This window comes from Thermopolyspora flexuosa (assembly GCF_006716785.1).
Taxonomy (GTDB): domain Bacteria; phylum Actinomycetota; class Actinomycetes; order Streptosporangiales; family Streptosporangiaceae; genus Thermopolyspora; species Thermopolyspora flexuosa.
This window is the reverse complement of the sequence record NZ_VFPQ01000002.1, coordinates 64,480-86,512: the sequence shown is the minus strand read 5'-3', so window position 1 is coordinate 86,512 and position 22,033 is coordinate 64,480. Positions and strand designations below refer to the sequence as shown.

Sequence of the window (22,033 nt, the reverse complement as noted above, 5' to 3'; positions counted from 1 at the left end):
CCGACGCGCCCTGAGGCTGCCGCTGTCCATCATCGACCCAATACCGCATCACGTCTCCCCGTCCGGGGTTTCCGTCTCGGTCGGGGTCGGGGTGTCCGAAGGAGTCGGCGTCTCACTTGGCGTTGGCGTGGGGGTGGTCGGCGGTGTCGGGGTGGGGGTCGAGGACGGTTCCTCGCGCGTCGGCGTGGGGGTGGTGCTCGGGGTCTGGGACGGCTGAGGCGTCTCAGATGCCGACCTATCAACGGTAGCCGACGGAGGCGGGATGGGCCGCGCCGACTTCCCAGGAGCTATGGGCAAAGTTGCGTGCCGATCCGGTCCAGCGGAGGTCGGCGCGGGGGTGGGCGCCTGCGTGACCTGGCCGGACGGCTCGACCGGGCTCTGGGTCACCCCGGTGTCCCGCAGCGCGACGAACGCGAGCGCGGCGATGCCCACCGCGGCCGCGGTCCCGGCCACGGCGAGGACCACGGTGGTGGCCCGCCGCCGGGGTGGCGCGGCCTGCCCGAAGTCGGCGTGCACGCCCGGGGGCACCCCGGGGATCGCGCCCGACGGGTACACCCCGGGCTCGCCCGGGAAGGACGAGGGCCCGGTGGCGGGCCCCGCCGCCGGGCCCATCGGCCCGGACGGGTGGCCGGCCGTCGCGGCGTCGCCGTGCCGTACCGGCCGCCATGCGGGGTCGGTCACGGTGCGCAGGTCGGCGCCCGCGGTGCCGGCGGCGAGCTGCTCGCGCAGCCGCGCGGCGTGCTCGGCGAGCTCCTGGGCGGGCCCCGGCCGCTTCTCCGGGGCCTTGGAGAGCATCGCCATCACCAGGTCGCGCACCGGCCCGGGCACGTGCGGGGGCAGCGGTGGCGGCGGCTCGTTGAGGTGCATGAGCGCGATCGCCACCTGGGTGTCGGCGACGAACGGCGGCCGCCCGGCCAGGCACTCGTACGCGACCACGCCGAGCGAGTAGATGTCGGTCGCCGGGGTGAGCGGGCTGCCCGAGGCCTGCTCCGGGCTGACGTACTGGGCCGTGCCGAGCACGGTGCCGGTCCGGGTCATCGGCGCGGCCTGCAGCGCCCGCGCGATGCCGAAGTCCGTGATCTTGACCTGGCCGGTCTCGGTGATGAGCAGGTTGCCGGGCTTGATGTCCCGGTGGATGACCCCCGAGCGGTGCGCGGCGTGCAGCCCGCGCGCGGTCTGGGAGACCAGGTCGAGGGTGATGTCCGCGGTCAGCGTGCCGTGCCGGGCGAGGATCGCCGACAGCGGCTCGCCGACCACGAGCTCCATCACCAGGTAGGCGCCGTCCTCCTGTTCGCCGTAGTCGAACACCTGGGCGATGCCGGGGTCGGTGAGCCCCGCGGTGATCCGCGCCTCGTGCCGGAACCGCTCCCGGAACGACGGGTCGGCGGCGACGTGCTGGCGCAGCAGCTTCACGGCGACCTCGCGGCCGAGCAGCTCGTCCACCGCCCGCCAGACCTCGCCCATCCCGCCGGCGGCGATGCGTCCGGTCAGCCGGTACCGGTTGCCCAGCAGCAGGTTGCCGGAGGTCACCGCCGGAGCACCGCCTGCATGACCTCGCGGGCGACCGGGGCGGCGGTCCCGCCGCCGGTGGCCCGGTCGCCGGCCGCGCCGGACTGCACGAAGACGCACACCGCGACCTTCGGGTTCTCGGCCGGGGCGAAGCCGATGAACCACGCGTGCGGCGGCGCGTTGTCGGAGGTCTCGGCGGTACCGGTCTTGCCGCCCACGGTGACGCCGGGGATCTGCGCGGCGGTCGCGGTGCCCTGGGCCACCACCGAGACCATCATCTGCCGGAGCTTGCGGGCGGCGTCGGGGCTCATCGCCTCGCTCAGCTCGTCGGGCTCGGTCTCCTCGAGCGTGTCGCCGTCCGGGCTCACCACCTTGTCGACCAGGTACGGCTTCATCACCGTGCCGTCGTTGGCGACGGCGGCGGCGACCATGGCCATCTGCAGCGGCGTCATCTGCACGCTGCGCTGGCCGATCGAGGCCATGGCGAGCGCGGCGTCGTCCTCCTTCTTCCCGATGCTGCTCGGGGCCACGTTGAGCGGGATCTGCAGCGGCTCGCCGATGCCGAACCGCGCCGCCTGCTCCTTCATCTTCTCGTAGCCCAGCTCCATACCGATCTTGGCGAACGGTGTGTTGCAGGACTTCTCAAGCGCGAACTGCAGGGTCACCCGCCCGGAGCCGCACGCCGCGCCGGCGTAGTTCGGCAGCCCCACCGAGGTGCCCGGCAGGTCGAGCACCTGCGGGGCGTCGACCGTGGTCTGCGGCCCGACGGTGTCGTCCTCGCTGAGCAGGGCGGCCGTGGTGACCACCTTGTACGTCGAGCCCGGGGCGTACGTGGTCTCGATGGCCCGGTTGAGCAGCGGCTGGTCCTTGTCGGCGTCGAGCTTGTTGTACGCCTGCGCCACCTTGCCCTTGTTCGGCACGGCGAGCTCGTTGGGGTCGTAGGTGGGCAGCGACACCATCGCCTTGATCGCGCCGGTCTGCGGGTCGAGCGCGACCACGGCGCCCTTGCGGCCGGCGCGGCGCAGCGACTCGTACGCGGCCCGCTGCGCCCGCGGGTCGATGGTGAGCTCGATGTCCGCGCCACGGGTCGGCTTGTTGGTGAGCAGGTCGACCGCGCGGCGCACGACCAGGTCGGCCGAGGTGCCGTCGAGCAGCTTGTTCTGCGCCGCCTCGATGCCGCGCTCGCTCTCCGGGGCGAAGAAGCCGATGACGTGCGCGTACAGCCGCCCGTTGCGGTACCGGCGCTCGAACCGGATGTCGCCCTTGGTGTCGACCGACTCGGCGATCACCTCGTTGCCCGCGATGATCCTGCCGCGCTGGTTCTCGTACCGCTGGAAGAAGCGGCGGAAGTTCCGGTTGTCCTCGCGGTACTCCTCGGCCTTCACCGCCTGCAGGTAGTTCACGTTGAGCAGCAGCAGGCCGAACATCACCATGCAGGCGACCGCAACCCGCTTGAGCGTGCCGTTCATCGCTGCATCACCTGCGTGAGCCCCTCGTCCTGGATGGCCTGCGGCGGCGGCCTGCGCGCCGCGTCCGACATGCGCACCAGCAGCGCGATGAGGATCCAGTTGGCCAGCAGGGCGGAGCCGCCCTGGGACATGAACGGCGTCACCAGACCGGTCAGCGGGATGAGGTTCGTCACGCCGCCGACGATGATGAACACCTGCCAGGCCAGGATGAAGCTTAGGCCACCGGCCAGCAGTTTGCTGAACGGATCCCGGGCGGCGAGCGCGGTGCGCAGGCCGCGCTCCACGATGAGCGCGTAGCACATGAGCAGCGCCATCAGCCCGGTGAGGCCGAGCTCCTCGCCCGTCGCCGGGAAGATGAAGTCGGAGAACGCCAGGGGGATGCGGTACGGGTGGCCCTGGCCCAGCCCGGTGCCGAGGATGCCGCCCGAGCCGAGGCCGAACAGGCCCTCCATGAGCTGGTAGCTGCCGCCGGCCGCCCGCTCGTAGAACTCGTTGCTCTCCGGGTTGAGCCAGACCTCGAACCGGTGGCCGACGTGCGAGAAGATCTGCCCGGCGAGGAAGGCGCCACCGACGAACAGCGTCAGGCCGATGAGCACCCAGGCGGTGCGGCCGGTGGCGATGTAGAGCATGCTGATGAAGCCGCCGAAGAGCAGCAGCGAGGTGCCGAGGTCCTTCTGCAGCACCAGGATGCCGACGCTGATGCCCCAGATCACGAGGATCGGGCCGAGGTCGCGGGCCCGCGGCAGGTCGATGAAGAGCAGCCGCCGCCCGACGAGCGCGAGCACGTCGCGTTTCGCCACGAGGTAGCCCGCGAAGAACACCACGAGCGCCAGCTTGGCGAACTCGCCCGGCTGCACGCTGAAGCCCACGTTGATCCAGATGCGGGCGCCGTTGATCTCGCGGCCGATGAACGGCAGCAGCGGCAGGATGAGCAGGACCACGCCGAGCGCCCCGGCGGTGTAGGTGAACCGCTGCAGCAGGCGGTGGTCGCGGAGCACGACCAGGGTCACCGTGAACATCACGATGCCGACCGCGGTCCACGTGATCTGCTGGGTGGCCGAGGCGCCGGTACGCCACGGGGCCTGCTCGATCCGGTAGATCATCACCAGGCCGATCCCGTTCACCAGCGTGACCAGCGGCAGGATGAGCGGGTCCGCCCAGGGCGCGAACTTGGCCAGCACCAGGTAGGCGATGAGCATGAGGACGCCGAGGCCCAGGCCGTACGTGAGCATGCCGGCCGGGACCTGGCCGTCCATCCCGATGCCGACGCTCGCGTACGCGGCCATGATGATCCCCACGGCGAGGGCGAGCATGAACAGCTGCGCGCCGCGCCGCTTGGGGGGCATCGGGACTGCGGAACCCGCGTCGACGCTCACCCCGAGGCCCTCCTGCTCGGGTTCGGGCTCTCCTCGTCGTTCCGGCCGGCCGGCTCGTCACCGGCCTCCTGCCGGTTCGCCTGGCGGCCCTCGGCGCCCTGCCGGTCGCCGCGGGTGTCCTGCTCGGTCTCGGCGTCCACGGCGGGGTCCTCGGCCTCCGCGGCGTCGCCGGCGTCCTCCCGGTCCCGGTTCGGCCGGGACGTCGCCACCGCCGCCAGCTTGTTGATCTCCTCCTTGCCGGCGGCGAGGCTCGGCACCGCGATGCCGTTGCGCACCCGGCCCTGCTGCGGCTGGGGGAGCGCGGAGACGGCGAGGCTGCTGCGGTGCGCGACCTCGAACAGCTGGATGGGGCCGAGCTCGGCGTCGATGCCCTGGTAGACGACGATCTCGTCCTTGTCGGCGCCGACGTAGAACTGCTGGTTGATCCACTGCATGGCGTACCAGCCGCCCACGGCGAGCCCGGCGGTGACCACGCCGAGGGTGGCGAGCACCATCGGCCAGATCCGGCGCTTGCGGCGGGGCACGGCCTGCGCGTACGAGGTGGTCTCGTCCGGCCCGTCCTCCTCGTCGCCGAGGATGACGGGCTGCGGGGCGGTCGCGGTGGGCGACCTCCCGCTGCTGATGAGCTCGGTGAGATCGCGGAACCGGCTCGAGCCGGCCGCGCCCACGATCACGGTCTTCAGCTCCGGCAGCGGCTGGCCGTCCTCGACCTCGATCACGTCGGCGACGATGCAGGTGATGTTGTCCGGCCCGCCGCCGCGGTTGGCGAGGTCGATGAGCTGGCGTACCGCCGCCTCCGGGTCCTCGTACGTGGTGAGCGTGTGATGCAGCGTCTCCGCGCTCACCACCGTGGACAGGCCGTCGGAGCACAGCAGGTAGCGGTCGTTCACCTGGGCGACGCGGAGGGTGAGGTCCGGGTCGACCTCGCCGCTGCCGTCGAGCGCGCGCAGCAGGATCGACCGCTGCGGGTGGGTGGCCGCCTCCTCCTGGGTGATGCGTCCGTCATCCACCAGCGACTGCACGAGCGTGTGGTCGTGCGTGATCTGATAGAGCTCGCCGTTCCGCAGCAGATAGGCCCGTGAGTCCCCGACGTGGACCAGGGCGACCTCGGGCCCGTTCCACAGCATCGCGGTGAGCGTGGTGCCCATGCCCTTGAGGCTCGGGTCACGGGTGACCATCTCGTGCAGCTGGCGGTTGGCGTTCCGGACCGCTGCCTCGATCGCGCCCAGCAGGTCACCCCCGGGGATCTCGTGCTCCAGGGACGACAGTGCGGCGATCGCGACCGAGCTGGCCACCTCGCCGTGAGCGTGCCCGCCCATACCGTCGGCGACGGCGAGCAGGCGCGAGCTCGCGTACGCCGAGTCCTCGTTGCCTTCGCGGAGGAGGCCGACGTCCGAGCGGGCCGCGTAGCGGAGTGCGATGGTCATTTGCGCAATTCGATGACGGTCTTACCGATGCGGATCGGAACGCCGAGCGGCACCGGAGTGGGGCGGGTGATTTTCGTGCGGTCCAGGTAGGTCCCGTTGGTCGAACCGAGATCTTCCACGATCCATTGCCCGTTCTGCGGATAGAGCCGCGCGTGCCGGCTTGACGCGTAGTCGTCGGCGAGCACCAGCGTGGAGTCGGGGGCCCGGCCGATCGTGATGGGCGCGTCGGTGAGGTTGATCACCGTGCCTTGCAGAGGGCCACCGGTGACGATCATCTGCCTCGGCTCACCCCTCTTAGGCTTCGACGCCGTTTTCGCGGGCTTGGTTGGCTTCGGTGCGGCGGACGCCGGTCGTGCTCCGAACAAGTCTGTCCGGATCACGCCGACCGCGGCAATCACAAAGAACCACAGCACCGCGAGGAACGCGAGCCGGATCAGCAGCAGCGTGAGTTCGGACATGGACCGTCTGTCTACCTCTAATCGCGCCGGAAGACCAAGGTCGTGCGTCCCAACGTCACTCGCGTGCCATCCGTCAGCTCGACCCGGCGAACCGGCTGCCCGTTGACGAAGGTTCCGTTCGTGGAGCCGAGATCCACCAGGATCACCTGCTGACCTTCGACCCGCAATTCGGCATGATGCCGCGAAACTCCCGGGTCCACCAGCCGAAGATCACAATCCGTGCCCCGGCCCAGCAGGGTCACCGGAGTGGTCAGCTCGTACGAGCGCTGGCCCTGCGGGTCGTCCTGGGTGGACACGAGCAGGCGCGGACGGCCGGGGAACATGCCGCGCGGCTGGGGCATGTCGGTCACCGGCTGCCGGATCTCGTCCTGCTCCACGGTGGCGCCGCGGATCACGCCCGAGCGGATGCGGAACAGGCCCACGGCGAGGTCGTCGGCGCGCTCGAAGCGCACCCGGACCGGACCGACGAACGAGTAGCCCTGCTCCTTGGCGTACTCCCGGGCGAGGTTGGCGAGCTCGTGGCTGAGGCTGTCGGCGTACACCTCCAGCCGCTCGCTGTCGGTCACCGACAGCTCGACCACGAAATCGTTGGGCACGAGCGTGCGCCCCTGGGCCACGATCGCGGCCCGCTCGTCCATCTCCCGCTGGATCGCGCTGGCGACCTCGACCGGCTGAAGGTCAGATTTGAACGCCCGCGCAAAGGCCCCCTCGACCAACCCTTCGAGCCTTCGCTCGAAGCGCTGCAGGACTCCCACCGGGTACCTCCCTTCCGTACTTCCACTGGTCGAGTCCGCCTCACCCGCAGGCCGGTTCGCTGCACCGACCGTGCCCGGCTCGGCACCCTCCCTGCGTGCCACTCGTCACGACCACCTGGAAGCCGGTGCCCCTCGCCACCTACTTCCGGCTTTCGTCGTCTAGAGGGATCGTATCCGGGTTCCTCACCACTGGCTGTTCCGTGCTAGCCTTTCCACGCACCCAAAAAACGGGCGGGTGGCGGAACGGCAGACGCGCACGGTTCAGGTCCGTGTGTCCGTGAGGACGTGAGGGTTCAAATCCCTCCTCGCCCACGCGTGAACCTCCGGCGGCACCGAGCACGGTGCCGCCGGAGGTTTTTTGTGTGTCCATACGCGGACGCCGTCCTCGCCCGCCGGCGGAGGCGGGCGCGCCGCGCCGGTGACCGCCCCCGTGGCGGGCCGGCAGGACGGGCCTCCGGGCGGCGCGGACGGCTACGCGGCCCCGGAGTCCTTTCTCACATCGGGCCCCGCGGGTCACAAGCCGGTAAAAACTTGCTGAAGGTTCCGGGGTGCCGAGCGGCCCACGCCCGCGAACCGTGGAGCGGAATGCGGGGCCGCGAGCCGGTACGGCACGGCACCCCGGCGGGCCGTACCCCGGCGGCGCACGTCGGCGCCGGCGGCCCTTGCGGCCGGGTACGGGCCGCCTCGGGGCGCGGCGCCCGGGTCCGGCGGGGCACGGCGGAGCGCATCGGCGGCGGTCAGGCGGTGAGCAGCTGGTTGATCAGGTCGTTGCGGGTGATCAGGCCGACCACCTGGCCGCCGGAGGTGACCAGCCCCAGGTGGGCGCGGGCGTCCTGGAGCGCGGCGAGGGCGTCCGGCACCGTGGTGGCCGCGTCGAGGCGCGGCGCGCAGGTGGCGAGGTCGCGCGGCCGGGCCTTCGGCCGCAGCAGCGCGTCCCGCACGTGCAGCACGCCGAGCACGTCCTGCGGGCCGTCCCCGGTCACCAGCAGCCGCAGGTGGTTGGTCCGGGCGGCGACCCGGCGGATCTCGGCCGCGCTCGCGTCCGCGTCCACCCGGGCGGCCTCGCCGATCGGGCGGGCGAGCGGCCCGATCGTCTCGTCGTGCACCCGCAGCGCCCGGGTGAGCAGGTCGTGCTCGTCCCGGTCGAGCAGGCCCATGCGCCCGGACTCGCCGACGAGGATGGCGAGCTGGTGCGGGGTGCGCGCGGTGGCGAGCTCGTCGCGCGGCCGTACCCCGAACAGCCGGAGCATGGCGTTGGTGAGCCCGTTGAGCGTGGCGATCAGCGGGCGGGCGAGCCAGGTGAAGCCGCGGAACGGCAGGGCGAGGCCCATCGCGGCCGCCTCGGCGTGGGTGAGCGCCCACGACTTGGGCGCCATCTCACCCGCGACCATGTGCAGGAAGGTGACGAGCGCGAGGGCGAAGGCGAAGGCGACCGGGGCGCGCAGCGACTCGGGCACGCCCATGAGGCCGAAGACGGGTTCGAGCAGGTGCTCGATCGCGGGCTCGGCCACCATGCCGAGGCCGAGCGAGCAGAGCGTGATGCCGAGCTGGGCGCCGGCGAGCATGAGGGTGAGCTCGCGGCCGTTGCGGACCGCGGCGCGGGCGACGGTGCGGACCAGCCGCCCGCCACGGGCGGCGGTCTCCTCCAGGCGGTGCCGCCGGGCGCTCACCACGGCGAACTCGGCGGCGACGAACAGGCCGTTGGCGACGAGGAGCACGACGCCCAGCAGGATCGCGGCGAGGGTGTTCATCGGGCCGCCGCTCCCCGGCTGCGAACCGGCCGGCCGGATCTTCGATGGATCGGCGAATTCTTAAGAGTCGTCATCTGTGGTGCGGTGGGTTCGTGGTCCGCTGGTGGTCATCGGAAAGTGGGTGGGCGCGGCCGGTCAGCCGGCCACGCGCGCGACCCGTACCTTGTCGGGCACGCGGCGCTGCACGCCGAGCACGGTGAGCACGGCGGTGTAGGTGGGCTGCTCGTCGTCGTCCTCGAGCGAGGACCCGTTGACGAGCGGCACCGTGACCGTGTCGCCGGGCTCGGGCAGCCGGCCGAGCCGCGCCATCACCAGGCCGCCGATCGTGTCGTACTCCTCGCTCTCCGGCAGGCACAGGCCGGTGGCGCGCTCCACCTCGTCGAGGCGCAGCGTCCCGGCGACGTGCCAGGTGCCGTCGTCGCGGGCCTCGGCGCGCAGCGGCTCGGGGTCGTTCTCGTCGACCAGCTCGCCGACGAGCTCCTCGGCGAGGTCCTCGATCGTGATGATGCCCGCGAGCCCGCCGTACTCGTCGATCACGCAGGCGAAGTAGTCGTCGGCCGCGCGCATCTCCTTCAGTACGGCCGGCAGCGGCAGCGTCTCGGGCACGAGCAGCGCGGGCCGGGCGAGCCGGGACAGCGGCGCGTCGTCGTCGCCGCTCTCGATCGCCCGCACCACCTCGTGCAGGCCGATCACGCCGACGACGTCGTCCCCGGAGTCGAGCACCGGGTAGCGGGAGTGCCCGGCGCGCTTGAGCGCGTCGAGCACGTCGGCGACGGTGCGGTCGGCGCGCAGCGAGACCACGCGCGGCCGCGGCACCATCACGTCCTCGGCGGTGCGGTCGCCGAACTCCAGGGCGCGCTCGAGCAGCTCCGACAGCCGGTGCGGCAGCTCCCCGGCGGCCTCGGACTCGGCGATGATGCGGGACAGCTCCTCGGGGGTGGCGCCGTGCTCGACGTGCTCGACCGGCTCCACGCCGATGCGGCGCAGCAGCCGGGTGGCGGCGCCGTCGAACAGCCGGATCACCGGCCCGGCGACCGCGAGGTAGACGAGGGTCGAGCGGGCGAGGAACTTCGCCACCGCCTCGGGCCGGGCGATGCCGAGGTTCTTCGGCGCGAGCTCGCCGAACACCATCTGCACCGCGGTGGCGATCACCAGCCCGATGGCGACCGCGATGCCCGGTACGGCGGCGTCGGGGAGGCCGAGGGCGAGCAGCCCGGGGCGGACCACGTCCGCGATCGCGGGTTCCGCGATGAACCCGACGAGCAGGGTGGTGACGGTGATGCCGAGCTGGGCGCCGGACAACATGAACGAGAGCCGGTCGGTGACCGCGAGGGCGCGGCCCGCCGCGGCGTCACCGGCGGCGGCCTGTTCCCGCAGCAGCGGGCGGTCGGCGGCGAGGAACGCGAACTCCTGGGCGACGAAGTAGCCGGTTCCCAGGGTGAGCAGGAGAACGGCCAACAGGCCAAGGAAGGTTTCCATCAGCGAGCACACCGTCCCGCAGGGCGACGATGTGCCCGACGTTGTTGTGGGTCACCCGTGCCGGAGCACGGGCAGGTACTCCACGGGTCCGAGCCGGACACGTCCATCCCTTCACTCAAGGTCTACTCACGATAACGGGCGAGGCCCGTCCGTGTGTTCCGAGTGTTCCCCGTTTCCGGTTCGCTCCGCCATAGCCGGGCCGTGTATCTCTATGCCGGACACAACTCGCTCACTTGCAAGCGAACCGCAAGCGAGCGGACGTAGCGTCAGAATCGGGCCTCGGTCCGCCGACCGCCGGATGCGCGGGTAGGGTCGTGCGTCGCCGGTCGCGCCGGGGCCTGCCGCGTTCGGGGAGGCGGACGTGCCCGGAGGCCGACACCGGATCCGGGCGGGCGCGCCGGACCGCGGCCGTGGAGAACGGTGGACAGGCCACGCCGACGAAGCGGAGGAGGAGCGGTGAACAGTTGGCCGGGTGCGGAGGACGACCGCACACGGGTGGTACGGCGACCGGGGCAGACGCCGCCGCCACCGCCCGCGTGGGACGTCCGCGGCGGTTCCGCCCCGCCGCCGGGCCCGAGCGAGCCGACCTCCCGCCTGGGTGAGTCGCCGTCCGGCCGCCGGCTCGACGAGACCATCGTGCGCAAGGTCTCCCGGGTGTACGGCAGGCCGCGCTCGGGCCGCAGCCCGGTCGAGCCGCTGCGGCCGCGCGGCCGGGGCTCCGGCGGCGACAGGGCGCCGCGCGACCCGCGGCGGATCGGCAAGATCGTCCTCCGGTCGCTGGCGGTGCTGGTCGTGCTCGTGCTCGTGTCCGGGATCGGCCTGTACGGCTGGCTCTCCTCGCGGATCAACGGCATCGAGGTGTTCGAGGACTACGAGGGCCGTCCGCCCGAGACGCCGGGCCAGGACTGGCTGCTCGTCGGCTCCGACAGCCGCGCCGGGCTGTCCAAGGCCGAGCGGAAGAAGCTCGCCACCGGCCGCGCGGTGGGCAAGCGCACCGACACGATGATGCTGCTCCACATCCCGGAGGACGGCGGCCGGCCGACCCTGGTGAGCCTGCCCCGCGACTCGCTCGTGCCGATCGACGGGCACGGCCGGACCAAGCTCAACGCCGCGTACTCGGTGAAGGGCGGCGGCCCCAAGCTGCTCGTGCGGACCGTGGAGAAGGTCACCGGCATCCGGATCGACCACTACATGGAGATCGGGTTCGCCGGGTTCGTGCAGATCGTGGACGCGGTCGGCGGGGTGGAGATCTGCGTGAAGCAGAACATCAAGGACCCCAAGGCCGGGCTCAACGTGAAGAAGGGCTGCCAGGAGATGGACGGCGCGACCGCGCTCGGCTACGTGCGCACCCGCGCCACCGGCGCCATCCCGGACTTCGAGCGCACCCAGCGGCAGCGGCAGTTCTTCTCCGCGGTGGTGAAGAAGGCCGCGAGCCCGGGGGTGCTGTTCAACCCGTTCAAGGGCATCCCGCTCGCCGCCGCGGCCACCGACGCGGTCACCGTCGACGAGGGCACCGGCACCTTCGACCTGCTGTCGCTCGGGCTGGCGATGAGCGACGACCCGGTGAACACGGTGGTGCCGACCGCGTCGTTCCCCACCATCAACGGGGTGAACTACGTGCAGTGGGACCGGGAGAAGGCGCTGAAGCTGTTCAACGCGCTCGCCCAGGACAAGCCGGTGCCCAAGGAGGTGCTCGCCAAGTGACGGGTACGGCGTGGCACGCCCGGCGCCCGCGGCGCGTGCCGCGCCCGCCCCGGCCGGGGGACCGCCTGTGCACGGCGGTGCGCCCGCGGTCGTCCACAGGCTGTTGATGATTATGCCCATCTGTGGAAAAGCCTGTGGATGATCGGCCGTCGGGCTGTGGATAATCCGCGCCGCTCCGGGTGACGGCCGCGGCCGGGGACGTACCGTGGGGGTATGCCGGAGCTGCCGGAGGTGGAGGCGCTCGCCGGGTTCCTGCGGGAGCGGGCGGTGGGCCGCACGGTGCTGGACGTGGAGGTCCCGGCGTTCCAGGCGCTGAAGACCGTGGACCCGCCGGTGGCCGCGCTGCGCGGGCTCGCCCTGCGCGACGTGGCGCGGCACGGCAAGTTCCTCGACCTCGCGTTCGGCGAGCCCGGGCTCCACCTCGTCGTCCACCTCGCCCGCGGCGGGTGGCTGCGCTGGCGGGACGACCTCGCCGGGGCACGGCCCGCGCGCCCGGGCAAGGGGCCGCTCGCGGCGCGGGTGCGCTTCACACCCGGCGAGACCGGCCGCACCCCCGGGTTCGAGCTCACCGAGGCGGGCACCCAGAAGCGGCTCGCCATCCATGTCGTGCGCGATCCGGCCGAGGTGCCGGGCATCGCCACGCTCGGGCCGGATCCGCTCGCCGACGACTTCACCCCGGAGGTGCTGGGGCGCATCGTGGGCGGCAGCCGTACCCGGATCAAAGGGCTGCTGCGCGACCAGAAGGTGATCGCCGGGATCGGCAACGCCTACTCCGACGAGGTGCTGCACGCGGCCCGGATGTCCCCCTTCAAGATCGCCGGCACGCTCACCGACGCGCAGGTGGCCGGCCTGCACGAGGCGATCGTGACCACGCTGCGCGAGGCGGTGGAGCGGGCGCGCGGGCTCGCCGCCGCGGACCTGAAGGCGGAGAAGCGCGGCGGGCTGCGGGTGCACGGCCGTACCGGCGAGCCGTGCCCGGTATGCGGGGACGTGATCCGGGAGGTGTCCTTCGCCGACTCGTCCCTGCAGTACTGCCCGACCTGCCAGACCGGCGGCCGTCCGCTCGCCGACCGGCGCATGTCCCGCCTGCTCAAGTGACCGCCGCGCGGGCGCGGCGGCGTGTCCCGGCGGCGGGCGTCGTCCGCGGAGCTGCCAGAATGGCCGGGTGAACGTACCGGAAACCCCTGTTCATGCCGTCCCCGACGACGCCTTCCTGCTGGATGTGCGGGAGCCCGAGGAGTGGGTGGCCGGGCACGCCCCGGGCGCGGTGCACATCCCGCTCTTCGACCTGCCCGCCCGCGTCGCGGAGGTGCCCGAGGACGTGACCGTGTACGTGGTGTGCCGGGTCGGCGGACGCTCGGCCCAGGCGACCGCGTGGCTCAACCAGCTCGGGCGCAAGGCGGTCAACGTGGCGGGCGGCATGATGGCCTGGGCCGCGGCCGACCGGCCGATGGCCGCCGAGAACGGGCAGCCGCCGTACGTGGCCTGACGCCGGGCCGCGGCACGGCACGACCGGGGCGGCCCGGGCCCCTGGCGTGACCCTCGCACGGGGTGCGGGCTCCCGGGACGGACGCCCGTGGGCGAGGCCGGCGGCCCGCTCGGCACCGGGTACGGCACGCGGGCCGGCGCACACGCTCCGGCGAGCGGCGATGCCCGGATTCTTCGTGCGGCACGGAATCGGTGCCGCACCTTTTTCTTCAGGGCCTTCCTCGCGGTGTTCCCCCATGCCGGCGCCGGGCGGGACGGCCCCGCCGGAGGGTCCGTTTACCTTGCCCTGGCATAATCCGGCCCAAAGTCAAGAAACCGCGGGAGCTCGGGCGAGACCGGGCTGAGAGGGCGGCTATCCGCAGCGGACGCGCCGCCGACCGCCGAACCTGTCCGGATAATGCCGGCGTAGGGAGCGTGTGATGGGGCCTGCCGCCGCCCAGAACGAGTCCACTCGGACCAAGCGCGACGAAGTTCCTCTCACCCTCGACGAAGCCCCTCCCCAAACCCTCGGCCTCCTCGACCAGGGGGCGTTCTGGGCGAACCTCGGCGTCAGCCTGCTGGGGTTCTCGGGGGCGCTAGTCCTGATCAACCCCCTCGGCGACGAGCCGCTCACGTTCACCGGCGCGATGCTGGCCGCGGTGATCGGCAGCCTCGTGGGCACCGCCATGGTCGGCCTCGCCGCCGTGCCGGGGGCGTACACGGGCCAGCCCGCCATGGTGCTGCTGCGCGGGCTGTTCGGGGCACGGCTGTCGTACGTGCCGACCGTGCTCAACATCATCCAGATGCTCGGCTGGGGCGCCTTCGAGCTCTGGGTCATCGCACAGGGCGCCCGTGCCATCTTCGGTGACGCCGTGCCGTACGCGGCCTGGGTGATCGCCGCGGGGGTGCTCACCACCGCGCTCACCATCCGGCCGCTCGGCTCGATCCGGCTGCTGCGCCGGTACGTCACCGTCGGCGTGATCGTCTCGATGATCTGGCTCTCCGTGGCGCTCGTCGCGGAGGGGCCGTCGCTCGGCGGCGGGTCCTGGGCGGCCTTCGCCCCGGCGATGGACTACGTGATCGCCCTGTCGGTCTCCTGGGTGCCGGTGGCGGCCGACTACGCGCGCCACTCCCGGTCCGGCTCGGCGGCGTTCACCGGCGTGGTCGGCGGGTACACGATCGCGCAGGTCGCGTGCCTCGCGCTCGGCATCGTCGCCCTCGCCCTGGTGGGCAACGACGAGTCCCGGGTGTGGAGCGTGTTCGTGGCGGCGCCGCTCGGCGCGCTGTTCTTCGGCATCCTCGTGCTGCGCGAGGTCGACCAGTCGTTCGCGAACGTCTACTCCACGGCGATGTCGCTGCAGAACCTCATGCCGCGGGTGGACCGGCGGCTGTTCAGCGTCACGATCGGCGTGCTCACCACGCTGATCGCGCTCGTGGTCGACGTGAACTCCTACGGCGCGTTCCTCAGCGTGATCGGGGCGGTGTTCACCCCGATGTTCGCGGTGCTCGTCGTCGACTACTTCGTGCTCGGCGGCCGGGCGCGGTGGGACATCTCGGAGACCGCGCCGTCCCGGTGGGGCATGGTGCCGCCGTGGCTGCTCGGCTTCGCCACCTGGTGGATCCTCGCCGCCCAGCCCGAGGGCTCCTGGTGGGACGCGATGTGGGTCGCGGCGCGCGAGGCGGCCGGGTTCACCCCCGCCCCGTGGATGAGCGCGGCGGTCGGGTCGTTCCTCGTGTCGGCGCTCGTCACCCTCGCGGTCGGCGCGGTCCGGTGGAGGCGGGCCCGCGCCGCGGCCGAGGCCCGCTAGCCCGCGGCGGGGGACCGGCGTGGCCGGGGCCAGGGCCGCTCCGGTCCCCCGCCGGCGTCACGGCGGCCCGCCGTACCGCGGTCAGCCGACGGTGATGCCCTCGAGCGCGAGCAGGTGGCGCTTGGCCTCCGGGCCTCCGGCGTACGCGCCGGGGCCGCCGTCGCCCTCGATCGCGCGGTGGCAGGGCACGATCAGGCAGACCGGGTTCGCCACGAGGGCGTTGGAGACCGCGTGCAGCGCCTGCGGGCGGCCGATGCGGGCGGCGAGCTCGGCGTGCGTGGTCACCGTCCCGTACGGCACGGCGAGCATCATCTGCAGCACGGTCCGGGCGAAGGGCGTGGCGAGCCGCAGGTCGACGGACGCGGTGAAGGTGCGCAGCCGCCCCGCGAAGTAGGCGTCGATCTCGCGCCGGAGCGGGTCGAGCCGCCGCGGGTCGGGACCGATGAAGCCGCCGATCTCCCGGCCCACCCGCTCGAAGATCGCGTGCTCGTCCTCGAAACTGCAGGCCGCCACGCCGCGAGAGGTGACCGCCAGCACCAGGCGGCCGACGGGTGTGTCCGTGGTACCGAAGGCGATCTCGGGTGGTTCCGCCCCGACGTAGCCGGGCGCGGTCACCCGAATCAGGGCTTCCAGATCTGGTGTCGGCATGGGCCACGTCCTCTCACCGCGGTCGGCTGGGCGCGTTCCCACCCCCGCCGACCGTTCCATCAGCGTATCGGAGCGGTCTCAGCCGCGGAAAAGCGGCATGATCAAGCGTCCGGAACAGGCACGATGGGGGACGTGGGTGACGAGAGGGTCGAGAGCGCCGACGAGGAGGGCATCGCCCGCGCCGTTATCGCGAGCTCGGCCAACGCGATCGTCGCGCTCGACCGCGACCTGGTGGTTCTCACCTGGAACCCGGCCGCGGAGCGGCTGTTCGGGTGGAACGCGACAGAGCTGGTGGGCCGACGGGCGCCGATCGTCCCCGACGACCTGGTGGCCGAGCAGAACGCCGTGCTGGAGCGGGTGCGCACCGGCGGGCCGGTGACGTTACGCACCAAGCGGCTCCGCAAGGACGGCACGCTGATCGACGTGGTGGCCGACATCAGCGCGCTGCGCTCGGAGGCGGGCACGCTGCTCGGCTACACCTTCGACTACCACCTGGCCAAGGACGACGAGGTCGCGCGCGCCCGGTACGCCCGCCGCGACCGGCTGGTGCGCCGGCTCACCGACGTGGTGGGCGACATCAACGCCGAGCTGGAGCTGCCCGCGGTGCTCGACCGGATCGCGGCGAGCGTCACCGAGCTCACCGGCGCGGACGCGGGCTGCTTCCTGCTCATCGAGGGCGAGCGGTTACGCCTGGTCAGCGGGGACCGGCTGCCCGACGAGATGCGCGGGATCACCGGCGACCTGCGGGACAGCCTCGTGGACAAGCTGCTGCGCACCGGCAAGACCGTGCTGCTCGAGACCCGGGACGCGGCCGAGCCCGGCGAGCCGATCTGGTCCCGGATGCCGGAGGTCAACGCGGTTGCGCTCGCGCTCGCCGCGGTGGGCACCCGGCCGTACGGGGCGCTGTACGCCCTGTTCACCTCGCCGAACGTGGAGCACGTGGAGCTGGAGCTGCTCGAGCTGCTCGCCGCGCACGCGGGCATCGCGGTCGGCAACGCGCTCTCCTACCAGGAGGCGGTACGGCAGCGCGCCCACCAGCGGGCGGTGGTCGACGCGAGCGCCGACGGCATCGCCGTGCTCGACGCGTTCGGCCGGGTGGAGCAGTGGAACCCGGCCGCGGAGCAGCTCACCGGGCTCTCCGCCGAGCAGGTGATCGGCGGCCCGCCGCCGTTCCCGCTGCCGCTGCCGGGGGAGAAGCTCACCACCCAGCTCCCCACGGGCCGCTGGCTGGACATCGTCAGCGCCGAGATCGTGGAGACCGGCGAGACGGTGGTCGACTTCCGGGACGTCACCAAGGAGAAGGAGCTCGAGGAGGCGAAGGACCTGTTCCTCGCCACCACGAGCCACGAGCTGCGCACCCCGATCACCGTGGTGCGCGGGTTCGCCCGCACCCTCGACACCAAGTGGGACAGCCTCTCCGACGCCGAGCGGCGGGCGGCGGTGCACACGATCGCGGAGCGGGCGAACTCGCTCGGGCGGCTCGTCGACCACCTCATGCTCGGCGCGCAGGCCGGGGCGGAGGAGCTGAAGATCCGGCTGGAGCGGGTCGACCTCGCCGAGCGGATCCGGGCGGCGACGCTCGGGCTGCAGACGTTCTCCGAGCTGCACCAGGTCGAGGTGGAGATCGGCGAGCTGCCGCCGGTGATCGGCGACCCGCTCGCCATCGACATCCTGCTCGACCAGCTGCTGGAGAACGCCTTCAAGTACTCGCCGGACGGCGGGCTGATCCACGTGGCGGCGTGGGCGGAGGGCGACGACGTCGTGGTCGTGGTCGACGACGAGGGCGTGGGCATCCCGCCCGCCCACCGGGAGCGCATCTTCGAGCGGTTCGTCCAGGTGGACAGCGGCGATAGGCGCCGGTTCGGCGGCGTGGGGCTCGGCCTCTACATCGTGCGGAACCTGGCGCGCGCCCAGGGCGGTGACGTGACCGCGCACACCCGGCCGGGAGGCGGCACCCGGATGCGCCTGGTGCTGCGGGCGGCGGACGCGGCCGAGCGGCCGTCCGTGCTCGCCAGCGGGCGGCAGGGCGGCTCCGACACCTCCGAGCGGTGACGCCGCGGGCACGATCCGTTCTATTGCCGAATGTGTACAAGCCGTAATCAGGGCGCGGTTTCCCCGGCCGACTAACGGGGCATTTCGGTCATATCTGTGCTGGCTTTTCCTCAGGGGGAACCGGAAACGGGGAGGTGAGTGCGTCGAGCGTCGTGCTGCTGCCGTACGCGCCGTCCAGCGTCGCCGTCGCACGCCAGCGCCTGGCCGCCGACCTTCGGGCACGGGGGATTTTCGCCGCGGTCGCCGACGATGCCGTCCTGGTGATGAGCGAACTGCTGAGCAACGCCCTGCGGCACGCGCATCCGCTGCCGTCGGGAAAGGTCCGGGTGGCCTGGGAGTTCTCCGGGGAAAACGTCGAGGTGCAGGTGACCGACGGCGGGGCGGCGACCGCGCCGCGCGCCGGCCGGGCCACGCTGTCCTCGCTGGGCGGGCGCGGGCTCGGCATCGTCGAGTACCTCGCCGAGCAATGGGGGGTGCGGTACGACGACGACGGCACCACCGTGTGGGCGGTCCTCCGCGTCGCCCACGAGCTCGCGGCCGAGCCCGGCGAGCCGGGCGGCCTCAACGGCCACGCCGTGACCACCTCCCGGATCGCCGAGGCCGAGATGAGCGTGTCAGGCGAGCGCGGCTGACCGCGGCATGCCCGCCACGAGGCCGGCCGCCGAGGCCGGCATGAGCAGGGTGACCCCGATCAGGCCGAACGCGGTCAGGGTCACGAGGCCGGGCGACCCCGCGACCAGGTCCGCGAACGGCGCGAGGGGTCCCATCACGGCTATCGCGTCGAGCTCTTGCCGACGAACGCGACCACCAGGAACACGATCAGGCCGATCAGGCCGAGAACGAGGGCGAGCTTCACCAGCGCGAAGAGCGCCGGAATGACGAACGAGAAGACCACGAAGAGGGCGAGCACCGCCCCCAGGATCGCCAGGATGAGTCGGGCCATGCCCCCACGCTACGTCGTCATCCCGCCCGCCGCGATGACTTCGCGGGTCACAGATCCACATCACCGCCCCGGCGGGCGCGGCCGCCGCGCGGGTGAGCGGGCGGGACAGGCCGGCGGGCACCGGCGGCCGGTACGGCGGGCACGTCCACGCACGCCGTACCGGGGGTGCCGCGGCGGCACCGAGGCGCAGGCGCCCTGCGGTACGGCCGGGCCGAGGCGGCGCCCGCGACCGGGGCAGGGCGTCTGTGTCCTGCCGCTCGCCGGGCCACCGGGCCGAGGCGGCCGCTACGGGCGCAGCGCGGCGAGGGTGCCGACGCCCGCCGGGTCGCGCTCGGTGGAGGACGGCACGATGACGAGGTCGTCGACGCCCGCCTTGGCGTAGGCGGCGAGCCGGGCGGTGACCTCGTCGCGGGTGCCGAACGCGCCGATCGTGTGCACCATCTCGTCCGGGATCGCGGCGAGCAGCTCGCGCGGGTGCGGGCGGCTGCGGGCGAGCGCGACGATGTCGCCGAAGCCCGCCTGCTCGAACATGCGCGCGTACCCCGGCGCGGCCAGATACCCCACGAGGCCGCGGCGGGCCTGGTCGATCGCCGCCCGGTCCGCGTCGACCGCCGCCGGGATCCAGGCGGCGACGCGCGGCGCGGGCCGGCCGAGCCGGTCCGCGGCCTCGCGCACCGCCGCGGCGAGCTCCCCGGCCGCCTCCGGGCTCACCAGGTTGACCACCATGCGGGAGGCGAACCGCGCGGCCGTCTCGACCGCGGACGGGCCGAACGCGGCCACGGTGAGCTCGGCGCCGGGCGCGGGCAGCCGCAGCCGGTAGCCGCGGGAGCGCACGTGCGTGCCGGTGAAGTCGGAGCGCTCGCCCGCGAGCAGCGGCCCGAGCGCCTCGGCGGTCTCCGCGAGCGCCGTCGCCGCCCCGGCCCGGGACCGGCCGTGCCACTCCTCGACGAGCACCGCGCTGGAGGTGCCGATCGCCACCGAGACCGGGCGGCCGGTGAGCGCGGCGACCGAGGCCGCGCCCATCGCGATCATCATCGGGTCGCGCACCGACACCGCGAACGGCCCGAGCACGAGCGACGCCCGGGTCATGCCCAGGCCCGCCGCGGTGGCCAGGGCGAAGGCGTCGTACGTCGCCATCTCGCCCACCCACACCGCCGGGTAGCCGTACTCGTCGGCGGCGCGCGCGGTGCGCAGCGCCTCCTCCGCCGGGCGGTCCTGCCACAGGCCAAGCGAAACCTCGATGTGCATGGGGCTCCTTCGTGATCTCCCGCCGCGCGCTCATCCGGTGGAAACCGCTGCCGGCCCCGGCGGCTCGCGCCGGCGCCGCGGGGCGCGCCATCCCGCGGCACCGGCGCGCTGGTCGGGCGGCCGAGGGTACGGCTCGGCGCGCGTCAGCCCTGGCCGCGCAGCTCGTCGCGGAGCTGCCGCTTGAGCAGCTTGCCCAGCGGGTTGCGCGGCAGCGCCGGGCGGATCTCCAGCCGCTCGGGCAGCTTGTACGAGGCGATCTTGCGCTCCCGCAGGTACGCGGTGATGTCGTCGAGGGTCACCGTGGCGCCCTCGCGCGGCACCACCACCGCGCACACCCGCTCGCCGTACACCTCGTCCGGCACGCCGACCACCGCCACCTCGGCGACGGACGGGTGGCCGAGGATCAGGTTCTCCAGCTCGGCGGGCGCGACGTTCATGCCGCCGCGGATCACCATGTCCTTGGCCCGGTCGATGTACTCGAGGAACTGGTTCCTGTCCCCGGCGATCTGGAACACGTCGCCGGTCTTCAGGAAGCCCTCCTCGTCGAACGGGCTGGGCAGCCGGTCGCCGTCCACGTACCCGGGGAACAGCATCGGGCCCCGGATCCGCAGCTCGCCGGGCACGCCGGGCTCGGTGATCTCCTCGCCGGTGGCGAGGTCGACGAGCTTCACCTCCACCTGGGTGGCGGTGCGGGCGCTCCAGGTCATGCCCGGCACGCCGTACCGGGGGAAGTAGCGGGCGCGCTCCACCGGGTCGGGCACGTCGCGCGGGGTGGTGAGCAGCGCCACGCCCTCGTTCGACCCGAAGAAGTTGATCACGCCGATGCCGTACCGCTCCTGCCAGCCCTTCACCATGTCCGGGGAGAGCGGGGCCGAGCCGGAGCCGATCATGCGCAGCGAGGAGATGTCGGTCCCGGCGAGCAGCTCGCTCCTGGCGAGCAGCAGGTTGAGCAGCGGGGGCGGGGCGACCGTGTAGGTGGCCTTCTCCTCGGCGATCTGGCGCAGGAAGGTGGGCAGGTCGAACGGGTGGTGCTGGACGAGCAGGCCGCCGACCCGCAGCCAGGGCAGGAACATGCCGTTGATGCCCGCCATGTTCACCATGGGGAACGGGTTGAGCAGCACGTCGGCGTCGGTGAGCGCGGGCGCGTCGATGGTGTTCCAGCTGATCGCGATCCAGTCGTAGTGGGTGCGCTGCACGCCCTTCGGCATGCTCTCGGTGCCGGACGTCCAGCAGATCGTGGCGCAGTCGTTGGGGTCGATCGGGTGCTCGGCGACGTACGCGTCCACGGCCGCGGCCTGCTCGGGGGTGGCCGCGGCGGGCTCCAGCCGGGTGACGCCCTCGGGCAGGTCGGCGCCGTACGCGAGCACCTTGACCCCGGTCGAGGCGGCCTCGGCGGCGAGCCGGCGGTCGCCCACCCGGTCGATGGTGAGGAACGCGGCGACGTCGACGATCTCCCGGACCCGGTTGATCTCGTGCTCGCGGTACTGCACCGGCAGCGGCGAGATCACGATGCCGAGCCGCCAGCAGGCGAGGTAGACGGCGGCGAGCTCGATCGTGTTCGGCAGCTGTACGGCGAGCACCTGCCCCTGCCGCAACCCGTGGTCGAGCAGCGTGGCGGCGAGCGCCACCACCTCGGCGTCCAGCTCCCGCCAGGTGAGCCGGCGCGGGTCGGTGCCGACGAGGTCGCGCCGGTTCGCCGGGTCGACGATCGCGGTGCGGTCGGGATCCGCCGCGACCCGGGCCCGGAACAGGTCGTCCAGCGTCTCGTTGGTCCACCAGCCGCGTCCGACGTACTCCTCGACCCGCTCCTTGGGATGCAAGCCCCGGTAGGTCATCTTCCGTTCCTTCCTGCGTGCGGGGGCGATGTGTGGATGGGAAGACGGACCGTCATCCACGGATGACGGTCGGTGAACGATGGGGGGTGCACGGAGCCCCCGGG

The 22,033-nt window shown here is 72.9% G+C and carries 19 protein-coding genes and 1 tRNA gene; 7 read left to right on the top strand and 13 right to left on the bottom strand.

Translation table 11 applies throughout. The features are described 5' to 3' along the window. Positions 1-48: 48 nt before the first annotated feature. The 6 genes from FHX40_RS22800 to FHX40_RS22775 are packed head-to-tail and all read right to left on the bottom strand — an operon-like array spanning position 49 to position 6,994. Positions 49-1,530 carry a serine/threonine-protein kinase gene (locus tag FHX40_RS22800; protein ID WP_268241025.1) on the bottom strand — a complete coding sequence of 494 codons (1,482 nt, stop codon included), beginning with the start codon at positions 1,528-1,530 and terminating at the stop codon, positions 49-51. Beyond that, entirely contained in the window at positions 1,527-2,978 is a 1,452-nt protein-coding gene (locus FHX40_RS22795) for a peptidoglycan D,D-transpeptidase FtsI family protein (protein WP_142262030.1), read from the bottom strand. Before FHX40_RS22795 ends, FHX40_RS22800 begins: the two co-directional genes overlap by 4 nt. Continuing rightward, entirely contained in the window at positions 2,975-4,324 is a 1,350-nt protein-coding gene (locus FHX40_RS22790) for an FtsW/RodA/SpoVE family cell cycle protein (protein WP_142262349.1), read from the bottom strand. The genes FHX40_RS22795 and FHX40_RS22790 overlap by 4 nt, the downstream gene beginning before the upstream one ends. A 26-nt stretch (positions 4,325-4,350) precedes the next feature. After that, positions 4,351-5,781: a Stp1/IreP family PP2C-type Ser/Thr phosphatase gene (locus FHX40_RS22785; protein ID WP_142262029.1), complete on the bottom strand. Its 1,431-nt coding sequence runs from the start codon at positions 5,779-5,781 to the stop codon at positions 4,351-4,353. Beyond that, a complete protein-coding gene (locus FHX40_RS22780) occupies positions 5,778-6,239 on the bottom strand; it encodes an FHA domain-containing protein FhaB/FipA (RefSeq protein WP_142262028.1) in 462 nt (153 codons plus the stop codon). The genes FHX40_RS22785 and FHX40_RS22780 overlap by 4 nt, the downstream gene beginning before the upstream one ends. 17 nt (positions 6,240-6,256) lie before the next feature. After that, positions 6,257-6,994: an FHA domain-containing protein gene (locus FHX40_RS22775; protein WP_142262027.1), complete on the bottom strand. Its 738-nt coding sequence runs from the start codon at positions 6,992-6,994 to the stop codon at positions 6,257-6,259. A 229-nt stretch (positions 6,995-7,223) separates the two neighbouring features. Between FHX40_RS22775 and FHX40_RS22770 the strand changes: the two genes are divergently transcribed. Continuing rightward, a tRNA-Leu gene (locus FHX40_RS22770) sits at positions 7,224-7,306 on the top strand. 425 nt (positions 7,307-7,731) lie between these two features. On the opposite strand, the gene FHX40_RS22765 is transcribed toward FHX40_RS22770, so the two are convergent. Further along, positions 7,732-8,745: a hemolysin family protein gene (locus FHX40_RS22765; protein ID WP_142262026.1), complete on the bottom strand. Its 1,014-nt coding sequence runs from the start codon at positions 8,743-8,745 to the stop codon at positions 7,732-7,734. Positions 8,746-8,880: 135 nt separating this feature from the next. After that, a complete protein-coding gene (locus FHX40_RS22760) occupies positions 8,881-10,224 on the bottom strand; it encodes a hemolysin family protein (RefSeq protein WP_142262025.1) in 1,344 nt (447 codons plus the stop codon). Between the two features lie 456 nt (positions 10,225-10,680). Between FHX40_RS22760 and FHX40_RS22755 the strand changes: the two genes are divergently transcribed. From FHX40_RS22755 to FHX40_RS22740, 4 genes are all read left to right on the top strand, one after another. Beyond that, on the top strand, positions 10,681-11,928 hold the full coding sequence (locus FHX40_RS22755) for an LCP family protein (RefSeq protein ID WP_229788476.1): 1,248 nt from the start codon (positions 10,681-10,683) through the stop codon (positions 11,926-11,928). Positions 11,929-12,141: 213 nt separating this feature from the next. Continuing rightward, positions 12,142-13,026 (top strand): Fpg/Nei family DNA glycosylase, encoded by an 885-nt coding sequence (locus tag FHX40_RS22750; RefSeq protein ID WP_142262024.1) that lies wholly within the window; start codon positions 12,142-12,144, stop codon positions 13,024-13,026. 67 nt (positions 13,027-13,093) lie between these two features. Further along, on the top strand, positions 13,094-13,417 hold the full coding sequence (locus FHX40_RS22745) for a rhodanese-like domain-containing protein (protein ID WP_142262023.1): 324 nt from the start codon (positions 13,094-13,096) through the stop codon (positions 13,415-13,417). Between the two features lie 418 nt (positions 13,418-13,835). Further along, the gene (locus tag FHX40_RS22740; RefSeq protein ID WP_142262022.1) at positions 13,836-15,203 is read left to right on the top strand and encodes a purine-cytosine permease family protein; all 1,368 of its coding nucleotides are present in this window, start codon (positions 13,836-13,838) and stop codon (positions 15,201-15,203) included. Positions 15,204-15,284: 81 nt separating this feature from the next. Here FHX40_RS22740 and FHX40_RS22735 read toward each other — a convergent pair whose 3' ends face one another. Then, the gene (locus tag FHX40_RS22735; protein WP_142262021.1) at positions 15,285-15,851 is read right to left on the bottom strand and encodes a methylated-DNA--[protein]-cysteine S-methyltransferase; all 567 of its coding nucleotides are present in this window, start codon (positions 15,849-15,851) and stop codon (positions 15,285-15,287) included. A 123-nt stretch (positions 15,852-15,974) separates the two neighbouring features. Here FHX40_RS22735 and FHX40_RS22730 point away from each other — a divergent pair, with 123 nt between their 5' ends. Next, entirely contained in the window at positions 15,975-17,903 is a 1,929-nt protein-coding gene (locus tag FHX40_RS22730; protein WP_142262020.1) for an ATP-binding protein, read from the top strand. 134 nt (positions 17,904-18,037) lie between these two features. Continuing rightward, positions 18,038-18,535: an ATP-binding protein gene (locus tag FHX40_RS22725; RefSeq protein ID WP_142262019.1), complete on the top strand. Its 498-nt coding sequence runs from the start codon at positions 18,038-18,040 to the stop codon at positions 18,533-18,535. On the opposite strand, the gene FHX40_RS25290 is transcribed toward FHX40_RS22725, so the two are convergent. The 4 genes from FHX40_RS25290 to FHX40_RS22715 all read right to left on the bottom strand — a co-directional run bounded on the left by FHX40_RS25290 (position 18,518) and on the right by FHX40_RS22715 (position 21,929). Continuing rightward, on the bottom strand, positions 18,518-18,670 hold the full coding sequence (locus FHX40_RS25290) for a hypothetical protein (protein ID WP_170198970.1): 153 nt from the start codon (positions 18,668-18,670) through the stop codon (positions 18,518-18,520). The two genes, FHX40_RS22725 and FHX40_RS25290, sit on opposite strands and share 18 nt — an antisense overlap. 5 nt (positions 18,671-18,675) lie before the next feature. After that, positions 18,676-18,846 (bottom strand): hypothetical protein, encoded by a 171-nt coding sequence (locus tag FHX40_RS25285; RefSeq protein ID WP_170198967.1) that lies wholly within the window; start codon positions 18,844-18,846, stop codon positions 18,676-18,678. Positions 18,847-19,131: 285 nt separating this feature from the next. Continuing rightward, on the bottom strand, positions 19,132-20,094 hold the full coding sequence (locus FHX40_RS22720) for an LLM class F420-dependent oxidoreductase (protein ID WP_142262018.1): 963 nt from the start codon (positions 20,092-20,094) through the stop codon (positions 19,132-19,134). Positions 20,095-20,237: 143 nt separating this feature from the next. Beyond that, a complete protein-coding gene (locus FHX40_RS22715) occupies positions 20,238-21,929 on the bottom strand; it encodes a class I adenylate-forming enzyme family protein (protein WP_142262017.1) in 1,692 nt (563 codons plus the stop codon). Positions 21,930-22,033 lie beyond the last annotated feature (104 nt).